We start from the raw sequence: 18,715 nt of genomic DNA on the forward strand, positions 1-18,715 counted from the left end.
CCCCTATGAAGCAGTGTCGGCGCTGCCCCTCATCCGCCTGCCGGCATCCTCTCCCCGTATTAGTGACGGGGAGAAGGTGCCGGCAGGCGGATGAGGGGCAGCGCAAGCATCCGAAGTAGCTGGCTCTGAGCCATCGCCCCCAGCCAAGCGGACTCTTGCTCCTCCGCCATCGCGCGGCTAGAAGAACCGTCCCGACATCCATTTCGAGCTTCACTTTGCCTCAGTAATCGCCGGTCTCGTCTACTCCCCGAAAGCACCGCAGGCGCAGCTTTGGCGGCACCTGTATCATTTTCATGTGTTCTTCAGGCGGGCGGTTTCGAGACCGGTTTGGCATTGCTGAGCCGCTGTCGCGCAATCCGCGCCGACGCCTGACATCCAACAAAACAGCCTTTCGCCACACCGTGCCCGCGCGGGCATCTCGGACATCGCCGGCCTGACGGACTTCCCGACGGGAAGGGCCTACCGGCATGTCTGGACTGTTGCGTATCCGCTGGGCGATCGCGCCGAAAATCGCGCCTCGACCTCTCATCAACTGCAACCGCTGCGGCGGTATCAGACCCTATCGATGCAGCGGCAGATTCCGCGTCAACGCCAACGGCAAGCGCATCGATGCCTGGCTGATCTACCGCTGCACGGACTGCGACAATTCCTGGAACCGCACCATTTTTGAGCGCTGCAACCGCCGCAACATCGAACCGGCGCTGCTGGCGGCGCTCGAGAGCAACGATCCGGCGCTCGTGCGCAGCCATGCTTTCAATGCCACGGCACTACGGAGCCGGATCGGACGGATCGAGGAATTTCCGGATGTCTCGATCCGAAAGGAGCTTCTGAATGGCAGGCCGGAAAGCGCTGTCGCGCTTTGGCTCGCACTTCGGCTCGACGCCGCGACGCCTTTGCGCCTCGACCGTCTGCTTGCCGGCGAACTCGGCATCTCGCGGTCGAGACTGCAGAATTGGGAAGAGCGGCGCACGCTCGCTGTCGAACCTGACGGCGCCAGGGCCTTGCGCAGGCCGCCGCGCGACGGCATGGCGGTCCGCATCGATCTTTCCAGCGAAGCCGACCGCGACGCCATCGTCTCGGCCGCATGCGGATGAAACGAAAAGGGAGGGAGCAATGCCCCCTCCCTCAAATGACCGCTTGCGAAAAAGGCTTACGCTGCGCCCAACACCTTGGCCGACTTCTCGAAGCGCTTGCGCTCGTTCGGATCGAGATAGAGCTTCCTGAGCCGGATGGTCTTCGGCGTCACCTCGACAAGCTCGTCGTCCTGGATCCAGGCCAGCGCGCGCTCCAGCGTCATGCGCACCGGCGGCGTCAGCTTCACCGCCTCGTCCTTGCCGGCGGCACGGATGTTGGTGAGCTTCTTGCCCTTCAGCACGTTCACTTCCAGGTCGTTGTCGCGGCTATGGATACCGATGATCATGCCCTGATACACCTTGACGCCCGGATCGATGATCATCGGACCGCGGTCTTCCAGGTTCCACATCGCGTAGGCGACCGACTCGCCCTGTTCGTTGGAGATCAGCACGCCGTTGGTGCGGCCGGGCAATTCACCCTTGTACGGCTGATACGCGTGGAACAGCCGGTTCATCACGGCGGTGCCGCGCGTGTCGGTCAACAGCTCCGACTGGTAGCCGATCAGGCCGCGCGTCGGCGCGTGGAAGACGAGGCGCTGGCGGTTGCCGCCGGAGGGGCGCAGCTCGACCATCTCGGCCTTGCGCTCCGACATCTTCTGCACGACGACGCCGGCATGCTCCTCGTCGACGTCGATGACGACTTCTTCGACCGGCTCCAGCAACTGGCCGTCATCGCCCTTCTGCATGACGACGCGCGGCCGCGACACGGCGATCTCGAAGCCCTCGCGACGCATCGTCTCGATCAGCACCGCAAGCTGCAATTCGCCGCGGCCGGAGACAAAGAAGGAATCCTTCTCCGGCGATTCCTCGATCTTCAGCGCGACATTGCCTTCGGCCTCGCGCAGCAGCCGGTCGCGGATGACGCGGCTGGTCACCTTGTCGCCCTCGGTGCCGGCAAGCGGGCTGTCGTTGACCAGGAAGGACATCGTCACCGTCGGCGGATCGATCGGCTGCGCGTGCAGCGGCTCGGTCACCGTCGGGTCGCAGAACGTATCGGCGACCGTGCCTTTGGAGAGGCCGGCGATCGCCACGATGTCGCCCGCCTGCGCTTCCTCGATCGGCTGGCGCTCGAGGCCGCGGAAGGCGAGGATTTTCGAGATACGTCCGGTCTCGATCTGCGTGCCGTCGTGGTGCAGCACCTTGACCGCCTGATTGGGCTTCAGCGTGCCGGACTCGATGCGTCCGGTGATGATGCGGCCGAGGAACGGATTGGCTTCCAGGATGGTGCCGATCATGCGGAATGGACCGGGATGCACGGTCGGCGCCGGCACATGCTTGACGACGAGGTCGAACAGCGGCGCCAGTCCCTGGTCCTTCGGGCCTTCCGGGTTTTCCGACACCCAGCCGTCGCGGCCCGAACCGTAGAGGATCGGGAAATCGAGCTGCTCGTCGGTGGCGTCGAGCGCGGCGAACAGGTCGAACACCTCGTTGACCACCTCGATATGGCGGGCATCGGGGCGGTCGATCTTGTTGATGACGACGATCGGCCTCAAGCCCACCTTGAGCGCCTTGCCGACGACGAATTTGGTCTGCGGCATCGGCCCTTCGGCGGCGTCGACCAGCACGATCGCTGAATCCACCATCGACAGGATGCGCTCGACCTCGCCGCCGAAGTCGGCGTGTCCGGGCGTGTCGACGATGTTGATGCGGGTGCCCTTCCAGTCGACCGAGGTCGCCTTCGCCAGGATGGTGATGCCGCGTTCCTTTTCGAGGTCGTTGGAATCCATGGCGCGTTCGGCGACGCGCTGGTTGTCGCGGAAGGCGCCGGACTGTTTGAGAAGCTGGTCGACGAGGGTGGTTTTCCCATGGTCGACATGCGCGATGATCGCGATATTGCGGAGGTTCATTTGTCTGGTCTCGGGAGCGTTGCAGGCAGCAGGCCCAAAAGCGCCGCCTTTTTCGGTTGCGCGGCTCATACAAGGTTTTTCGCAATTGCGAAAGGGGAGGCCCCGCCCCAAATACATGGTCACTGATTCTTAAACGTCTTGGTGTGAAATGATTCTGTTAACCAAGGCGGAACCTTTGAGGGGCCGGGCAGTTCGATGTTCATGACCGATCAGATGTCCAGATTGCGTCCGGTTTTCGCATGGGCGGCGCTTGGCGTGCTGCTTGCGGCCGGTGTGGCGCAGTCGGCCACGGCTCTGAGAGAGACCGGTTCCATCCAGCCGCCCGACGCCAGGACCGCGCAGCAGATGTTCGCCGACGCCCCTGACGGCGTCGACCCGATCGTCACCGGCCCGGTCAGCGCCGCTTTCAAGCAGCGTCAGAAGGCGGCCAACTGCGACACTGCCGTCTGGCCGAACATTCCCGCGACCTGCTATCCGGATTGATCTTCGCGACGGCTATCTGGCAAGGGTAGCACTCCGGCACACCCCCCTCTGCCCTGCCGGGCATCTCCCCCGCAAGAGGGGAGATCAGATGTCGCCCCGGCTTTCGCCAATCGCCAACGTTGCAGAAAACGCTCCGGCGGCGGAGCTGCCAATCTCCCCCCTTGCGGGGGAGATGTCCGGCAGGACAGAGGGGGGTGCTGTCCCTCCAACGTCAAAATTCTGCATCGCCGCAACGCTCCGAAGTGTAGAATCTCCTATGCCGACCGCACCGGGTCGAGCGTGACCTTATAAAGCTCGTTGTCGTCGCGATCCATCAGCCGCACGGTGAGCTGCTCGGTGGCGCCGGAAATATCGACCAGACCGAAGAACTGCAGCCCGGCCGACGGCGGCAGGTTCTGGCCCTGCTCGGCGGTCGGCGCCTTGATGAATTTCAGCTCCGGACCGAAGGTCATGTCGAAATCGTTGGGGCCGAACGTGCCGGCGTGGATCGGGCCGGAGACGAACTCCCAGAACGGATTGAAATCCTGGAACTTGGCCTTGTCCGGATTGTAGTAGTGCGCCGCCGTGTAGTGCACGTCGGCGGTGAGCCACACCGTGTTGGTGATGCCGGCGTTCTTGATGTAGCGCAGCAGGTCCGCGAATTCGAGCTCGCGCCCCTTCGGCGCGCCATTGTCGCCGTTGCTGACCGCCTCGGCGCCGGCCTTCTTGGCCGCGTCGTCCCAGACGATGAGGCCGAGCGGCATGTCGGCGGCGATGATCTTCCACGTCGCCTTGGAATTCGCCAGTTCCCGCTTCAGCCACTTGGTCTGCTGCTCGCCGAGCATGCGCGACTTCGGCGTCAGCGTTTCCTCCATGTCCGGGCCGTTCGGGCCGCGATAGGAACGCATGTCGAGGAAGAAGACATCGAGCAGCGGGCCGTAAGCTATTCTGCGGTAGACGCGGCCCGGCTCCGACGGCTCGTAGCGGATGGTGGTCATCTCGTGGAAGGCGCGCGCCGCGCGAGCCGAGAGCACATGGATGGATTTTTCCGTGTAGCGGTTGTCGGCCGTCAGGTTCTTCGAATCCGACCAGTTGTTCAGCACCTCGTGATCGTCCCACTGATAGAAGGTCGGGCAGATGGCGGAGAGGCCCAGCACGTGCTTGTCCATCATGTTGTATTTCCACTGGTCGCGGTACTCGTCCAGCGTCTCGGCCACCTTGCGCTTGCCGTCGATCATGACGACGTTCTTCCACTTGCCGCCGCTGGGCAGGTCGACCTCGTCCTTCATGGCGCCGTCGGCATAGATCGTGTCGCCGGAATGCAGGAAGAAGTCCGGCGTGTGTTTGGCGATGGTCGAGTAGGTCTTCATGCCGGTCTCGTCGATGCCCCAGCCCTGGCCGGCGGTGTCGCCCGACCAGGCGAAGCGCACGTCGCGCTTGGAGGCCGGCGCGGTGCGGAAGCGGCCGACGATCGGCTCGGAGACGGCGTTGATGTCGGAAAGGTCGGCCGCAGTCATGCGGTAGAAGATGTCCTGGTCGGAGGCTAGGTCGGTGAGCAGCCGTTTCACCGTATAGTCGCTGGCCGGCGAGGTATCGAGCGGCGCAAGCCTCGTCGCATCGGCGAAGCTCTCAGTCGTCGACACTTCGTACATGACGCGCGCCGGGCGGTCCGTGCGGGTCCAGACCATGCCCGAGGTGGCGTCGACATCGCCGGACTGGACGCCGTGGGTGAAGGCCGGGCGCTGACTGGCGCGGGAATAGTAGGGCAGCGCGAGCCCGGAGGCGCCGACAAGGCCGAAGGCGCTGGCTGAGGTGATGAAAGCGCGGCGGGTCAACGAGATCTTGTTCATGGCGGTCTCCGGATGGCGTTGAACGGGACCGCCAAGCTCACGCCTCAATGTTTCAGGCGCATATCGGAACCATGAAGTTTTGATAACAGTGAACAGGCATACCCTTCTCCCCTTGTGGGAGAAGGTGGATCGGCGCGCAGCGCCGAGACGGATGAGGGGTGTTCCAGCGGAGTGAGACGTCGGCTTTCCCTGGAACACCCCTCATCCGTCGCCTGCGGCGACACCTTCTCCCACAAGGGGAGAAGGGGAAGCCGTGCCTCAAGCCGCCTGCGGCTCCGGCTCGAACGCCGGCTTGCTCGTATTGATCAACAGCGAAATACACGCCGCGGCGATGCCCGTCATGCCGGCGATCATGAAGGCGAGCTCGTAATTGCCCTGCAGTTCACGCATCGTGCCGCCGAAAGCGGCGGCCGCTGCCGCGCCCACCTGGTGGCCGGCGACGATCCAGCCGAAGACGATCGGTCCGCTGCGGTCGCCGAAGGCTTCGTTGGCGAGCCTGAGCGTCGGCGGCACGGTGGCGATCCAGTCGAGCCCGTAGAGCACGGCGAAGATGATCAAGCTGACTGCCGAGAAGCCGGAATAGGGCAGATAGATCAGCGACAGGCCGCGCACCGCATAATAGACGCCGAGCAGCTTGCGCGGATCGAAGCGGTCGGTGAGCCAGCCGGACAGCGTCGTGCCGATCAGGTCGAAGATGCCCATCATCGACAGCAGCCCGGCAGCCTGCACTTCGCCGATGCCCATGTCGCCGCAGAAGGCGATGAGATGCGTGCCGACGAGGCCGTTGGTGGTGAAGCCGCACACGAAGAAAGTGGCGAACAAATACCAGAACACCCTGGTACCCGCGGCACGGCGCAGCGTGGAGAGCGTATGCGTCAGGAAATTGCCCTGCGAGGCCGGCGATACCGGCGGCACATCGTCAGCGTCGGCGCCGAAACGCACCTGGCCAATCGAGGCCGGGCGTTCCGGCACCAGCAGGAAGACGATGGGCACAAGCGCAGCAGTGGCAATGGCAACGGCGATCGCCACCGGCTTCCAGCCGCCGGCCTGCGCCAGCGAGGCGATCAGCGGCAGGAACACCAGCATGCCGGTGGCGCTCGAAGCCGACATCAGGCCCATCATCAGGCCGCGATTGGTCTTGAACCAGCGATTGACGATGGTGGCGCCGAGCACGCTCGCCACCGCGCCCGAGCCGATGCCGGAAAACACGCCCCAGGTGATGAAGAGATGCCATGGCTCGGTCATCAACAGGCTGAGCGCCGTCGAGCCCGACATGATCAGCAGCGAGGCAAGCAACGTGCGGCGCAAGCCGATGCGCTCCATCAGTGCCGCGGCGAAAGGACCGGTCAGGCCGTAAAGCAGAATGCCGACGCCGGCGGACAACGAGATGACATCGCGCCGCCAGCCGAAGCTCGCCTCCAGCGGCAGCATCATCACGGAAGGTGCCGAGCGAAGCCCGGCGGCGATCAGCAGGCAGAGGAAAATGACGGCGACGACGACAAAGGCGTAGCGCTGGCCAAACGGACGGGACTGAGCTATCATGTTACTGACCGGTACGTTGCAATGGGATGGCGCCATGCATACGTACCGGTCAGTAACATTGTCAAGCGAGTTTGTTGAATGCCATCGGACAATAAAATTGAAGCGTCGGTGAATGAGGCCCGTGCCGCGCCGGCGCCGAAGGCCGCCGACAAGATCCTCGACGTGGCGCGCGATCTTTTTTATCGCGAGGGCATCCGGGCGATCGGCGTCGACGAGATCGTCAGGCGCGCCGGCGTCACCAAGCCCAGCCTCTACCGCAGCTTTCCGTCCAAGGACGAGCTCGCGGCCTCCTATCTGCGCAAGTACGACCTCGAATTCTGGGAGCGCTTCGACGAGGCCGTCGACGCGCATCCGGGCAACCCGCGCGCCCAGATCATCGCTTTCCTGACCCGCGTCGGCAAACGCACGCAGAAACCGGACTATCGCGGCTGCGGCATGACCAACGCGGCGGTCGAATATCCCGAGCACGGGCATCCTGCGCGGGTGGTGAGCGAGAACAACAAAATGGAGCTGCGCCGGCGCCTGCGCGCCATGGCGGCGGCGATGGGCGCCAGCGATTCCGACACGCTCGGCGACGGGCTGCTGCTGCTGATCGAGGGCGCCTATATCAGCGGCCAGCTTTTCGGGCTCGGCGGACCGGCGGCATCGGTCGCCCGCAACGCCGATCTCCTGATCGAAGCCAGTCTGAAGAAATAACAATCTCGAGCTTGGGCGCTGCCCCTCACCTGCCTGCCGGCATCCTCTCCCCGTATAGTCACGGGGAGAGGGGCGCTCCCGCCGGCGATTTCGCCAATCGCCAGCGTTGAAGGAAGGGTGCCGAGGCCGCCCCAGCTCCCTTCTCCCCGTCACTATACGGGGAGAAGGTGCCGGCAGGCGGATGAGGGGCGGCGCAGACGCCGACAACGGGCGCTTGGCAGCCGCCGCGCCCTAGGCCCGCGTCAGTTTTGACGCTACGCTCACGTACCTCCATCGGAGACACCTCGCCATGCGTGCGCTTCTGATCCCGCTTGCCCTCGCCGGTTTCTGCCAGGCGGCGCATGCCGGCGACATTTCCAGCGCCTATACCGATCTCGACTGGAAGAAGGACTGCGTGACCTATGCGCAGTCGGAGGAAGGCGACGGCGACTGGGCGAGCCTCGCCTGTGCCGGCTATCGCGGCTATCCGGTGCTGATCGGCTATGACGATGCCCGCGAGTCCGTTTATTACGGCTTTCCCTCCGACGACATGACCGCCGTCTGGGAGAGTTTTTCCGGGCTCAACACCTCCGGTCCGAAGGTCGAGTGGCGGATCGAAACCAACGGCGACAAGGCGGTGCCCTTCGCCGTCATTCACCGTCGCGAGATCAGCAGTCCCGACGCCGAGAACAAGCCGACCGAGGTGCTGGTCGTCGCCAAGGTGGCGCAGCCGGAAGAGCACGAGGGCTGCACGGTCGGCCTGGTGCTCGCCACCGGCAACCCCCAAGCCAACGACCAGGCGCGCAAGCTCGCCGACGAAAAGGCGAAGGGCTTTGCCTGCGGCAAGGACAAGCGCGAAGTGATCGGCAAAGTGCCGGACTTCGGCCGGGTGGATAATTAGAGCTTGATCCCAAAAAGTGGGAACCGGTTTTTGGGCAAGATCAAGCTCAAAATGAGATCGCCTACTTCGCCGCCTTCGCCCGCTCGATCGCGTCGACGATCATCTTCTTGGCGTATTTGGAATCGTGCCAGCCCTCGATCTTGACCCATTTACCGGGCTCGAGGTCCTTGTAGTGCTCGAAGAAGTGCTGCACCTGCTGGCGCGTGATGTCAGGCAGGTGGGTGTATTCGGTGACGTTCTCGTAGCGCAGCGTGAGCTTGGGCGAGGGAACCGCGATCACCTTCTCGTCCTGGCCGGCATTGTCTTCCATGATCAGCACGCCGATCGGCCGCACATTGATGACACAGCCCGGCACCAGCGCGCGCGTGTTGCAGACCAGGACGTCGATCGGGTCGCCGTCGCCGGAAAGCGTGTGCGGCACGAAACCGTAATTGCCGGGATAGCGCATCGAGGTGTGCAGGAAGCGGTCGACGAACAGCGTGCCGGCCTCCTTGTCCATCTCATATTTGATCGGCTCGCCGCCGATCGGCACCTCGATGATGACGTTGACGTCTTCAGGCGGGTTCTTTCCGGTGGAAATCGCTGCGATACGCATGGCTCAAAATCCCTCTCGATCTTGTCAGACCGATAGCGGGACACGCGTCATGGTGCAATGCGGCGAATGGTGCTGAACGCTGATGGAAGCGCACACTTTGTGATGGATTGTAACCTGATGCGTGTCACCCGACGTGCGCAGCGGTCTTGGAAGAACGACGCTTATCAGGCGGCGCCCGTCATTCCCAGACGAAAGCCACCTTCTTCAGCGCCTTCTGCTCGAAGACCTCGACGCCTTCGGCGATATCGCGGCCGCCATTGCCGGCATAGAAGGCTAAAGCGTTGTAATTGTCTTCCAGCGCCCACACCACCAGGCCTCTGAGGCCGTGGTCGGCCAGGCGCGTCCGCGCCGCCTTGAACAGCCGGCTGCCGAGCCCGATGCCCTGATATTCCGGGCGCAGGTAAAGCTCGTAGATCTCGCCCTGCTGCCTCAGCTCGCGGGCGCGGTTCTTGCCGATCGTGGCATAGCCGGCGATCGTGCCGCCGATTTCGACGACCAGCACCGTTGCCGCCTTGCGAATCGCGTTCGCCCACCAGTCGGGGCCGCGGCGGTTGATCATGGCGGTCAACGTGCGATGCGGGATGATACCGGAATAGGCGCCGCGCCATGCCTCCTGATGCACTTCGGCGATGGCGGCTGCATCGCGAGGGTCGGCTTTCCTGATATCGATCGTCAGCGTGTTCATGATTGGTTAACCATAAACCCGCGTCGCCCGATTGCAAAGAGTCCGCTCCGTCGCGCCCGCGCTTTCGCACAGGCCAACTTGTCGGCGCCGGAAGCGCTGAAAACCGCCTCGCGCCGCCGTCAAAGCCAGGGTTTGCAGCCTAGGCCCTGTCAGATTTCGACGAGGTGGTCGTCAAGCTCGTTGGCGTCGCCGGCGGTGACCGGGAAATGCTCGGCAAGCACCGCGCCTACTGATTCGATCGCCTTGACGAAACCATCGGCGAGCCGGTCGTCGCCGGCGTGCCTTGTGAGGTCCCGCACAACGCCATCCCAGACATGCTGGCCGACCTTGGCATCGATGCCGCTGTCGGCGACAATTTCGGCATAGCGCTCGGCGATCGAGACGAAGATCAGCACGCCGGTGCGCGCGCTCGTGCGGTGGACGTTGCGGGCCAGGAACTGCTTCATCGCGTTGGCATGCGCCGCCTGGTAGCGCAGCCGCCTCGGCACAAGATGGATGCGCCAGCCAGGCAGCGCCCATAGAAGCGCGAGCATGCAGCCCAGCGACAGAAGCTGGGCAAGCACGAAATGCGGCAGGCGGATGGTCAACCACCAGGCTTCCAGCCCATAGGCCACCGCGAGACTGACGATGAGCGTGGCTATAGCCGCCGCGAACGCGGCCGGAAAGAAATAGCCGTCGCTGGTTTGCGCAACGACGCAGTAGATCTCGCCGTCCGTCCTCGCCTCGGCGGCGCGGATCGCGCCGGCGATGCGGTCATGGTCCTCAGGGCTGATCGGTCGCGTTGCCATGGTCCTCACCAGCTCCCCGAAGAACCGCCGCCGCCCGACGAGCCGCCGCCGCCGGAAAACCCGCCGCCACCGCCGCCAGAGGACCAGCCTCCGCCGCCCGACGACCAGCCGCCGCCACCTCCGGAGGATCGCCGTCCCGGCTCGAAGGTCATGCCGAGCCAGCGATAGCGGCCCGGTCCGATCTTCTGGCCGAAGATCGGCGGCAGCACCGTCAGCGCGATGCTGCCGAAAAAGATCAGCGCCCAGATGGTGATGAAGATGGCGAAGAACAGATCGTCGGAATTGAACGGTGCCTGCTCGTTGCGCTTGCCGCGCGCTTCCAGCTCCTCCGGATTGCCCTCCAGCACCATGATCATGTCGTCGACGGCCTTTGAAATGCCGCCGGAGAAGTCGCCGGCGCGGAAGGCCGGCACCATGTCGTTCTCGATGATCAGCTTGGTGTGCAGGTCGGTCAGCGTGCCTTCCAGCCCATAGCCGACCTCGATGCGCATCTTGCGGTCGTTCGGCGCCACGATAAGCAGAACGCCGTTGTTCTCCTTGGCCTGGCCGAGCTTCCAGAACCGGAACAGCCGGTTGGCGTAGGGCTCGATCTCCTCGCCGCCGAGGCTGGGGATGGTGGCGACGACGATCTGGTCGGAGCCTTTCTTCTCGAAATCGGCGAGTTTCTGGGTCAGCGCCGCGCGTGTGCCGGCATCGATGATGCCGGCATTGTCGACGACGCGGCCGGTAAGGGCGGGGAGGTCGGCGGCAAGGGCTGCGAGCGGGAGGAGGAAGAAGAGGAGGCTAAGCAAGCCGCCAATGAAGGTGTTCCTGCGCACCCCCCTCTGGCCTGCCGGCCATCTCCCCCGCAAGGGGGGAGATTGGCAGCTTCGCCGCCGGCCATCTCCCTCAGACGACGGAAATTGGCGAAAGGACAGATGACGGCCAATCTCCCCCCTTGCGGGGGAGATGTCCGGCAGGACAGAGGGGGGTGGGACGGAGCGCAAGGCCAGCAGGCTCGATCTATTAGGTCAGTTCACCCGCCCTGCTTCGTGCTCGTGCCGAAATTCACCTTCGGCACCTGCATCTTGTCTTCCTCGACGGTGAAGTTGGCGAACGGCTCGTTGCCGCGGAACCAGAAGGTCGCCCACAGCACCGAGGGGAAGGTCCTCAGCGTCAGATTGTAGTCCTTGACCGCCTGGATGTAGTCGCGGCGCGCCACCGCGATGCGGTTTTCCGTGCCTTCGAGCTGCGCCTGCAGCGCCAGGAAATTCTGGTTGGCCTTGAGGTCGGGATAGTTTTCCGACACCGCGATCAGCCGCGACAGCGCGCCCGTCAGCCCAGCCTGGGCATCCTGGAACTTCTTGAGGGCTTCCGGATCCTTCAGCGTATCCGGCGTCACCGTGATCTGCGTTGCCTTGGCGCGCGCCTCGACGACCGCGTCGAGCGTGTCCTTCTCATGCGACGCATAGCCTTTGACCGTCTCGACAAGGTTCGGGATCAGATCGGCGCGGCGCTGATACTGGTTCAGCACCTCGCTCCAGGCCGCCTTGGCGTTCTCCTCCGCCGTCGGGATGGTGTTGTAGCCGCAGCCGGCAAGCAGCGGCAGCACGAAAGCCATCATCAGCAAGGCAGGCAAGCTACGAAAAGCGGAGGGTAAGGAAAGGCGCTGGGCAAACATGATTGGTCCCTCGGGTCAAAGTTGCATGCGAAGCAATAGCACAATCCGCGCGCAAGAAAATGACCCGGCCGTGATGTTGCTTCTGGCCGGCCGTGAACCCCTGTGAATGCTTGCACGAACACGCTAAGCTCCCGACAGGAAAGGACATTTGCCATGACCGAGCGCCGGGACGACGAAAGCGAATCGCGCCGCATCCTCGAGCGCGTGGCGCGCGAGACGGCGCCGGGCGGCGCATCGTTCATCACCCGCACCGCGAAGGGCGCGCGCGACCACGTGACCGCCGCGGATGCCGACCGATCCGATCCGATCGAAGTTTGGGGCACCCGCATTGGCCGAACGCTCGGCCTCATCATCGCCATTGGGCTGTTGGCCTGGCTGGTGTATGTCGCCACGCGGGGCGGTTAGGAATCGACTTCCATGAATGCAGAAAAAACCGGCGCGCCGCGTGCGGTCATCGTCATCTCCAGCCATGTCGCCCGCGGCTCGGTCGGCAACCGCGCCGCGGTCTTCGCGCTCGAGACACTGGGCTTTCCGGTCTGGGCGGTACCCACCGTCATCCTGCCCTGGCACCCGGGCCACAGCCGCGCCACCCGCATTGTGCCGCCGCTTGACCAGTTCAAGGCGCTGATGGCCGATCTCGAGCGCGCGCCTTGGTTGGGCGAGGTCACGGCGGTGCTCTCGGGCTATCTCGGCGAGGCCGGCCAGGCCGAGGCCGTCGCCTCGCTGGTCGCCGCCGTCAAGACGAAGACGCCAGGCGCCCTTTATGTCTGCGATCCTGTCATGGGCGATTCGGGCGGGCTCTACGTGCCGGAATCGACGGCCGCAGCGCTCCGTGACAGACTGATGTCGATCGCCGACATCGCCACGCCCAACCGCTACGAGCTCGAATGGATGGCCGGCGCGCCGCTGCCCGACATCAAGTCGGTGATGGCGGCCGCGCTTCACGCCGGCCCTTCCACCATGCTGGTCACCTCGGCGCCGTCGATGATGGCTGGCGGTACCGGCAATTTCCTGCTCGACGGCAGCCAGGCGCTGCTTGCAGAGCACCGCGTGATCGAGAAGCCGCCGAACGGACTGGGCGACCTGACGGCCGCCATCTATCTCGCCCGTATCCTCTCCGGCCAGCCGCCTCTGAAGGCCCTGCAGTCGACCACGGCCGCCGTCTACGAAATCCTGGCGCGCACCGCAAAACGCGGCGGCGACGAGCTGCAGCTCGAGACCGACGCGCAGAGCCTGTCGCATCCGATGGCCATGGTGCAGCTTCGCCATCTCCTCCATCCCGGACGGGACAAGCGGGCGTGACGCCAGGCGGCGGCGCCAAAGCATTTTGCAGCCAAGTGGAATCACTCGGCGTCGCAGAAATGCGGCTAAACAAACAGACAGAGCGGGATGCAGACCTGCATCCCGCTCTGGCCGGCGTCGACGGCTGCAAGGCCGGCTGGATCGCCGTCCACCGCGCTGCTGATGCCGCGCCATTGGTCTCGGTCTTCCCGCGCTTCCAGGCGCTGCTTGACGCCCTGCCCGATGCCACGATCGCCGTCGACATGCCGATCGGCCTGCCGGATCTTTCCCGCCGGGGCGGCCGCGGGCCGGAGGCGCTGGTGCGGCCGCTGCTCGGAGCACGGCAGTCGAGCGTCTTTGCCATCCCTTCGCGCGCGGCGCTCTATGCCGACACCAGCGACTTCACCACGGTCGAGGCTTGGTACGCGGCGCACCGGCGGGCGAGCGCGGTGGCGATGGCCACCTCCGATCCGCCGCGCGGCGTTTCCATCCAGGCTTTCGGCATCTTTGCGAAGATCCGCGAGATCGACGCGCTTTTGATCGAGCGGTCGGATCTGCGGGGTCGCATCTTCGAATCGCACCCTGAAGTGGCCTTCTGCCGACTGAACGGCGGCGCGGCGATGGCGCTGCCGAAGAAGATCAAGGGCGCGGTCAACCCGGCCGGCATGGACGAGCGCAAGGCGCTGCTCTGCCGGCACGGCTACGAGAAAGCCTTTCTCGACCAGCCGCCGCCGAAAGGTGCGGCAAGCGACGACTTCCTCGACGCGGCGGCCATGATGCTGATTGCCGGACGGATCGCCAGCGGCGAGGCGCGGCCGTCGCCCGACCCGCCGCTGACCGACCGTTTCGGCATTCCCGTCGCCATCTGGGCTTGAGGCAAGATCGGCTGCGCGGCTTTGGCGGCATGCGTTTGCGACGCTGCCATCCGCAATTCGGCATTGCTCGCGACCGGCTTTTGCCGTTAGAGCCTTTTTTCGATCGCAACGAGCTGCCGCCTCCAACCCCCCGGAAAGGCTCTAGCTGCCCATGCCTCACCTCCCCGAGCACCTGCTGACCGGCTACCGCAACTTCATGAACGGCCGCTATCCCGCCGAAAGCGGACGCTACCGCTCGTTGGCGCGCGACGGCCAGGCGCCCGAAACGATGATCGTCGCCTGCTGCGATTCCCGCTCGGCGCCGGAAGCGATCTTCGATGCCGGCCCCGGCGAGCTCTTCGTGCTGCGCAATGTTGGCAACCTGGTGCCGCCTTACGAGCCGGACGGCGAGTACCACTCGACCTCGGCCGCGCTCGAATTCGCCGTGCAGAGCCTGAAGGTGAAGAACATCGTGGTGATGGGACATGGCCGCTGCGGCGGCATCCGCGCCGCGCTCGACACCAATTCGGCGCCGCTGTCGCCCGGCGATTTCATCGGCAAATGGATGAGCCTGATCGCGCCGGCTGCCGAAACCGTCACGGCGAGCACCTTCATGACGGCGACGGAGCGCCAGACCGCGCTGGAGCGCATCTCGATCCGCTATTCGATCGCCAATCTCAGGACCTTTCCCTGCGTTTCGATCCTCGAGGGCAAGGGCAGGCTCACGCTGCACGGCGCCTGGTTCGACATCTCGACCGGCGAGCTCTGGGTGATGAACAAGGAAACCGGCGATTTCGAGCGGCTGGAAATGGAGTGAGGCTAGGATGCATCGTCATTTTCGCCATGCCGTCTTTGCCACCGTCGCGCTGCTGTTCTCTCTCCTTGCCGCTCGCGCCGATGACAGCGCCGTCATCGACCGCTGGTATGCGGCGCTGCTCGCCGCCGACCGCGCCGAATTGTCGGCCCTGCTTGCCGACGACGCGCGCATGACGCTCGAGGACCTTGGCGTCGTTCAGAACAAGCAGGAATTCATCGACTCGATCGACCAGTGGCAAGACGCGGTCGCGGGCGCCGCGATCCGCCACCGAATCGAGAAAAGCGAGAACGGTGAGACCACCGTGCTCGCCTGCTACGACTTCCCGGAAAACGACACGCTGATGCGCGAGACCTTCACCGTCCTTGCCGGCCGCATCACCGCCAGCACCCAGACGGCGATCGCGCAGGACTGCAGCGCTTACTAAGCACAAAGCAATTCCAGGAAAAGCGCATAGCGGTTTCCGTCCGGAATTGCGCAATCAGTTTGTTGCGCGACAGGAAGCATCGCCCTACATCCGAGGCACCTCGCCTCATTCAGCCCTCCGGAATTGCTCATGTCATCTTCAAAGACCGTCGACCTCGCCGCCCATCCGCTGACATTTTGGCAAGGGCCACTCGGCCTGCCGGATTTCTCCCGCATCGGCGACAATGATTTTGGCTTGGTCTTCGACGCGGCGCTGGAGGCGCATCAGGCCGAGATCGACGCCATCGCCGGCAACGGCGAGACGCCGACCGTCGACAACACGCTGGCAGCACTTGAGCTTGCCGGCGAGCCGCTGGACCATGTCTCGTCGATCTTCTGGTGCCGCGCCGGCGCCCACACCAACGACACCATCCAGGCGATGGAGCGCGAGGTTTCGCCAAAGATGTCGCGGCATTTCTCGGCGATCTCGATGAACGAGAAGCTGTTCGCCCGCATCGACGACCTCTACCAGCGCCGCGAGAGCCTGGAGCTCGATCCGGAAACGCTGCGCGTCTTGGAAAAGACCTGGAAGGGCTTTGTCCGGTCGGGCGCGAAACTGGACGCCGAGGGCAAGAAGCGGCTCGCCGCCATCAACGAGGAGCTGTCCTCGCTCGGCACCAAATTCGGCCAGAACGTGCTGGCCGACGAGCGCGACTGGGCGCTGTTCCTCGACGAGGCCGATCTCGCCGGCCTGCCGGATTTCCTGAAGAGCGCCATGGCGGAAGCCGCCGAGATGCGCGGCCAGAAGGGCCGCTATGCGGTGACGCTGTCGCGCTCGATCTACGAGCCGTTCTCGACCTTTTCCGAGCGCCGCGACCTGCGCGAGACAGCCTTCCGCGCCTTCACGATGCGCGGTCAGAATGGCGGCGCCACCGACAACACGGATGTGGTGCGCGACATGCTGACACTGCGCGCCGAGAAGGCCAAATTGCTCGGCTACGAGTCTTTCGCGGCGCTGAAGCTCGATGACACGATGGCGAAGACGCCGAAGGCGGTGCACGACCTACTCGACCCTGTCTGGGAAAAGGCGCTGAAAAAGGCAGCGACCGACCAGAAGGAGCTGGAGCGGCTGGCAACGGAAGCCGGCAGCAACGAGACATTCGCGGCGTGGGACTGGCGCTTCTATCAGGAGAAGCTGCGCGCCGAGAAATTCGCCTTCGACGAGGCCGAATTGAAGCCCTATTTGCAGCTCGATCGCGTCATCGACGCCTGCTTCGACGTCGCCACGCGCCTGTTCGGCATCAGCTTCGAGGAGAAGAAGGGCATCGCGGCCTGGCATCCCGACGCGCGCGTCTTTGTGGTGAAGAATGCCGACGGCGGCGAGCGCGGCCTGTTCCTGGCCGACTATTTCGCGCGGCCGTCAAAGCGCTCCGGCGCCTGGATGAGCGCGCTGAAATCCGGCTACAAGCTTGGGCCGGGCGCCAAGCCGGTGATCTACAACATCATGAACTTCGCCAAGCCGCCGGCCGGCGAGGCGGCGCTGCTGTCGGTCGACGAGGCAAAGACGCTGTTCCACGAATTCGGCCATGCGCTGCACGGCATGCTGACCGACGTCACCTGGCCATCAGTCTCCGGAACCTCGGTGAGCCGCGACTTTGTCGAACTCCCCTCACAGCTTTACGAGCATTGGCTGACGGTGCCGGCGGTGCTGGAAAAGCACGCGCTGCACGTCAAGACCGGCAAGCCGATGCCGAAAGACCTGCTCGACAAGATGCTTGCCGCCCGCACTTTCGGCGCCGGCTTCGCCACGGTCGAATTCACCGCCTCGGCTCTGATCGACATGGCTTACCACGCGTGTCCGGACGCGCCGGCTGAGCCGCTTCGATACGAGGCCGAAACGCTCGAGAAGCTCGCCATGCCCGACACCATCGCGATGCGCCACCGCACCCCGCATTTCGGCCATGTCTTTTCGGGCGATGGTTATTCAGCCGGCTACTATTCCTACATGTGGTCGGAAGTGCTCGACGCCGACGCCTTCTCGGCCTTCGAGGAAACCGGCGATGCCTTCAATCCCGAACTCGCTGAGCGGCTGAGGAAGAACATCTACGCCGCCGGCGGTTCGAAGGATCCCGAAGAGCTCTACACGGCGTTTCGCGGAAAGATGCCGTCGCCCGAGGCGATGATGGTGAAAAGAGGGTTGGTGTAGCGCCTGCAAATCTCCCCCCTTGAGGGGGAGATGGCCGCGAAGCGGCCAGAGGGGGTCGCTGCGCGTAGAGTGCCGACCTCCTCCCTCGCCACTGCGGGGCGTCGCGGCAGTTGAGGCGACCCCCTCTGTCGCCTTCGGCGACATCTCCCCCTCAAGGGGGGAGACTTATCAGCTCCACGGATCCGCCACTCTCGGCCAGATCGGCCGCTTCAGCTTCTTATAATCCGTCTTCGCCGGATTGCTCGGATAGGAGCTCGGCGCCGTGACATAGATGATCTCGGCGGCGATCGGCGCGAAGCCGGCGTAGAAATGGTTGGTCGACTTGACCAGCAGGATGTCTTTCGACAGCGGATCGATGCCGATGTTGGAAAAAATATCCGGCTCGAAGGTCTGGGTGCGGTTGGTGTTGAGGATGACGTCGACCTCGGTGCCTTCGATGCGAACCACCGCTGACGGCCCCAGCGTCACCCGGCTCGGCCCGAAACTCTGCCAGCCTTCGCCGACGGCCTTCAACACTGTGACGCGCGCGTCTATGGGCTCGCCGGCCTGGGGACCGGCCTTGCCGCCGAAACGCAGGTCGATGACCGCGCCCTCACCCGCGGCATGGCAGAAAGTCACCGCGATGGGGTCCCAGATCGTCGCGACGCCGACCTTGTCGACGCCGCGCGCCAACAATTCGCGCAGCACGATGGTGCCGTCGCCCGGCACGCCGCCGCCGGGGTTGTCCCATATGTCGGCGATGACCGCCGGCATCGAGCGGGCGCTTGCCGTGCGCGCTGAAAGACAAGACAAGCCGGCGGTCATCGCCGACATATGGGACAACCCCGGCGGCGGCGGAAAGCATCGTCATCGCGGTCTTCTCGCGCAGGGTGTAGAGCTCGCGCCCCAGCGTCTCCGCGAGACGGTCGCCCTTTGCCTTGTCGTTGTCGGTGACGACCAGGATGCGCGTTCCCATCTCCGGCACGTCGGCGGCCATGAAGCCATGGATGACCGAGACCGACAGCACGCCGTCCTTGC

At 64.6% G+C, this 18,715-nt stretch carries 19 protein-coding genes and 1 pseudogene; 10 read left to right on the forward strand and 10 right to left on the reverse strand.

Annotation, left to right across the window (positions count from 1 at the left end):
* Positions 1-467 precede the first annotated feature (467 nt).
* Positions 468-1,094, forward strand: coding sequence for a DUF1062 domain-containing protein (locus tag EOA29_RS06110; RefSeq protein ID WP_126091306.1), 627 nt, complete (start codon positions 468-470; stop codon positions 1,092-1,094).
* 56 nt (positions 1,095-1,150) lie between these two features.
* On the opposite strand, the gene typA is transcribed toward EOA29_RS06110, so the two are convergent.
* Entirely contained in the window at positions 1,151-2,980 is a 1,830-nt protein-coding gene (gene typA / locus EOA29_RS06115) for a translational GTPase TypA (protein WP_126091305.1), read from the reverse strand.
* A gap of 201 nt (positions 2,981-3,181) precedes the next feature.
* Between typA and EOA29_RS06120 the strand changes: the two genes are divergently transcribed.
* Positions 3,182-3,463 (forward strand): hypothetical protein, encoded by a 282-nt coding sequence (locus tag EOA29_RS06120; RefSeq protein WP_126091304.1) that lies wholly within the window; start codon positions 3,182-3,184, stop codon positions 3,461-3,463.
* A gap of 254 nt (positions 3,464-3,717) precedes the next feature.
* Here the strand turns inward: EOA29_RS06120 and EOA29_RS06130 are convergent, their stop codons facing one another.
* Positions 3,718-5,292, reverse strand: a complete 1,575-nt coding sequence (locus tag EOA29_RS06130; protein ID WP_126091303.1) for an alkaline phosphatase — start codon at positions 5,290-5,292, stop codon at positions 3,718-3,720.
* 258 nt (positions 5,293-5,550) lie between these two features.
* Positions 5,551-6,834, reverse strand: coding sequence for an MFS transporter (locus EOA29_RS06140; RefSeq protein WP_126091302.1), 1,284 nt, complete (start codon positions 6,832-6,834; stop codon positions 5,551-5,553).
* A 78-nt stretch (positions 6,835-6,912) separates the two neighbouring features.
* Between EOA29_RS06140 and EOA29_RS06145 the strand changes: the two genes are divergently transcribed.
* Together EOA29_RS06145 and EOA29_RS06155 are read left to right on the forward strand one after the other, a co-directional pair.
* Positions 6,913-7,530, forward strand: coding sequence for a TetR/AcrR family transcriptional regulator (locus EOA29_RS06145; protein ID WP_126091301.1), 618 nt, complete (start codon positions 6,913-6,915; stop codon positions 7,528-7,530).
* Between the two features lie 289 nt (positions 7,531-7,819).
* Entirely contained in the window at positions 7,820-8,410 is a 591-nt protein-coding gene (locus tag EOA29_RS06155) for a hypothetical protein (RefSeq protein ID WP_126091300.1), read from the forward strand.
* A gap of 61 nt (positions 8,411-8,471) precedes the next feature.
* On the opposite strand, the gene ppa is transcribed toward EOA29_RS06155, so the two are convergent.
* The 5 genes from ppa to EOA29_RS06185 all read right to left on the reverse strand — a co-directional run bounded on the left by ppa (position 8,472) and on the right by EOA29_RS06185 (position 12,138).
* Positions 8,472-9,005 carry an inorganic diphosphatase gene (gene ppa / locus EOA29_RS06160; protein WP_126091299.1) on the reverse strand — a complete coding sequence of 178 codons (534 nt, stop codon included), beginning with the start codon at positions 9,003-9,005 and terminating at the stop codon, positions 8,472-8,474.
* Between the two features lie 178 nt (positions 9,006-9,183).
* On the reverse strand, positions 9,184-9,690 hold the full coding sequence (locus EOA29_RS06165; protein ID WP_126091298.1) for a GNAT family N-acetyltransferase: 507 nt from the start codon (positions 9,688-9,690) through the stop codon (positions 9,184-9,186).
* A 149-nt stretch (positions 9,691-9,839) separates the two neighbouring features.
* Complete coding sequence (locus EOA29_RS06170; RefSeq protein WP_126091297.1) at positions 9,840-10,478, reverse strand: TPM domain-containing protein; 639 nt, start codon at positions 10,476-10,478, stop codon at positions 9,840-9,842.
* A gap of 5 nt (positions 10,479-10,483) precedes the next feature.
* The gene (locus tag EOA29_RS06175; RefSeq protein ID WP_189350475.1) at positions 10,484-11,296 is read right to left on the reverse strand and encodes a YgcG family protein; all 813 of its coding nucleotides are present in this window, start codon (positions 11,294-11,296) and stop codon (positions 10,484-10,486) included.
* 197 nt (positions 11,297-11,493) lie between these two features.
* Positions 11,494-12,138: a LemA family protein gene (locus EOA29_RS06185; protein WP_126091295.1), complete on the reverse strand. Its 645-nt coding sequence runs from the start codon at positions 12,136-12,138 to the stop codon at positions 11,494-11,496.
* A gap of 153 nt (positions 12,139-12,291) precedes the next feature.
* Here EOA29_RS06185 and EOA29_RS06190 point away from each other — a divergent pair, with 153 nt between their 5' ends.
* The 6 genes from EOA29_RS06190 (at position 12,292) to EOA29_RS06215 (ending at position 17,698) form a co-directional block, all read left to right on the forward strand.
* Positions 12,292-12,543: a hypothetical protein gene (locus EOA29_RS06190; RefSeq protein ID WP_126091294.1), complete on the forward strand. Its 252-nt coding sequence runs from the start codon at positions 12,292-12,294 to the stop codon at positions 12,541-12,543.
* Positions 12,544-12,555: 12 nt separating this feature from the next.
* Positions 12,556-13,440, forward strand: coding sequence for a pyridoxal kinase PdxY (gene pdxY / locus EOA29_RS06195; protein WP_126091293.1), 885 nt, complete (start codon positions 12,556-12,558; stop codon positions 13,438-13,440).
* Positions 13,441-13,499: 59 nt separating this feature from the next.
* Positions 13,500-14,294, forward strand: a complete 795-nt coding sequence (locus tag EOA29_RS06200) for a DUF429 domain-containing protein (protein ID WP_126091292.1) — start codon at positions 13,500-13,502, stop codon at positions 14,292-14,294.
* 151 nt (positions 14,295-14,445) lie between these two features.
* Positions 14,446-15,090, forward strand: coding sequence for a carbonic anhydrase (locus tag EOA29_RS06205; protein WP_126091291.1), 645 nt, complete (start codon positions 14,446-14,448; stop codon positions 15,088-15,090).
* 7 nt (positions 15,091-15,097) lie between these two features.
* Positions 15,098-15,514 carry a DUF4440 domain-containing protein gene (locus tag EOA29_RS06210; protein ID WP_126091290.1) on the forward strand — a complete coding sequence of 139 codons (417 nt, stop codon included), beginning with the start codon at positions 15,098-15,100 and terminating at the stop codon, positions 15,512-15,514.
* Between the two features lie 129 nt (positions 15,515-15,643).
* On the forward strand, positions 15,644-17,698 hold the full coding sequence (locus EOA29_RS06215) for a M3 family metallopeptidase (protein ID WP_126091289.1): 2,055 nt from the start codon (positions 15,644-15,646) through the stop codon (positions 17,696-17,698).
* Positions 17,699-17,866: 168 nt separating this feature from the next.
* Here EOA29_RS06215 and EOA29_RS06220 read toward each other — a convergent pair whose 3' ends face one another.
* Positions 17,867-18,451, reverse strand: coding sequence for an MlrC C-terminal domain-containing protein (locus EOA29_RS06220; RefSeq protein ID WP_348628858.1), 585 nt, complete (start codon positions 18,449-18,451; stop codon positions 17,867-17,869).
* 130 nt (positions 18,452-18,581) lie between these two features.
* A pseudogene (locus EOA29_RS43990) lies at positions 18,582-18,674 on the reverse strand (hypothetical protein); the annotation flags it as partial.
* Between the last annotated feature and the right edge of the window lie 41 nt (positions 18,675-18,715).

Origin of the sequence: Mesorhizobium sp. M1E.F.Ca.ET.063.01.1.1 (genome assembly GCF_003998155.1) — a bacterium.
GTDB lineage: Bacteria > Pseudomonadota > Alphaproteobacteria > Rhizobiales > Rhizobiaceae > Mesorhizobium.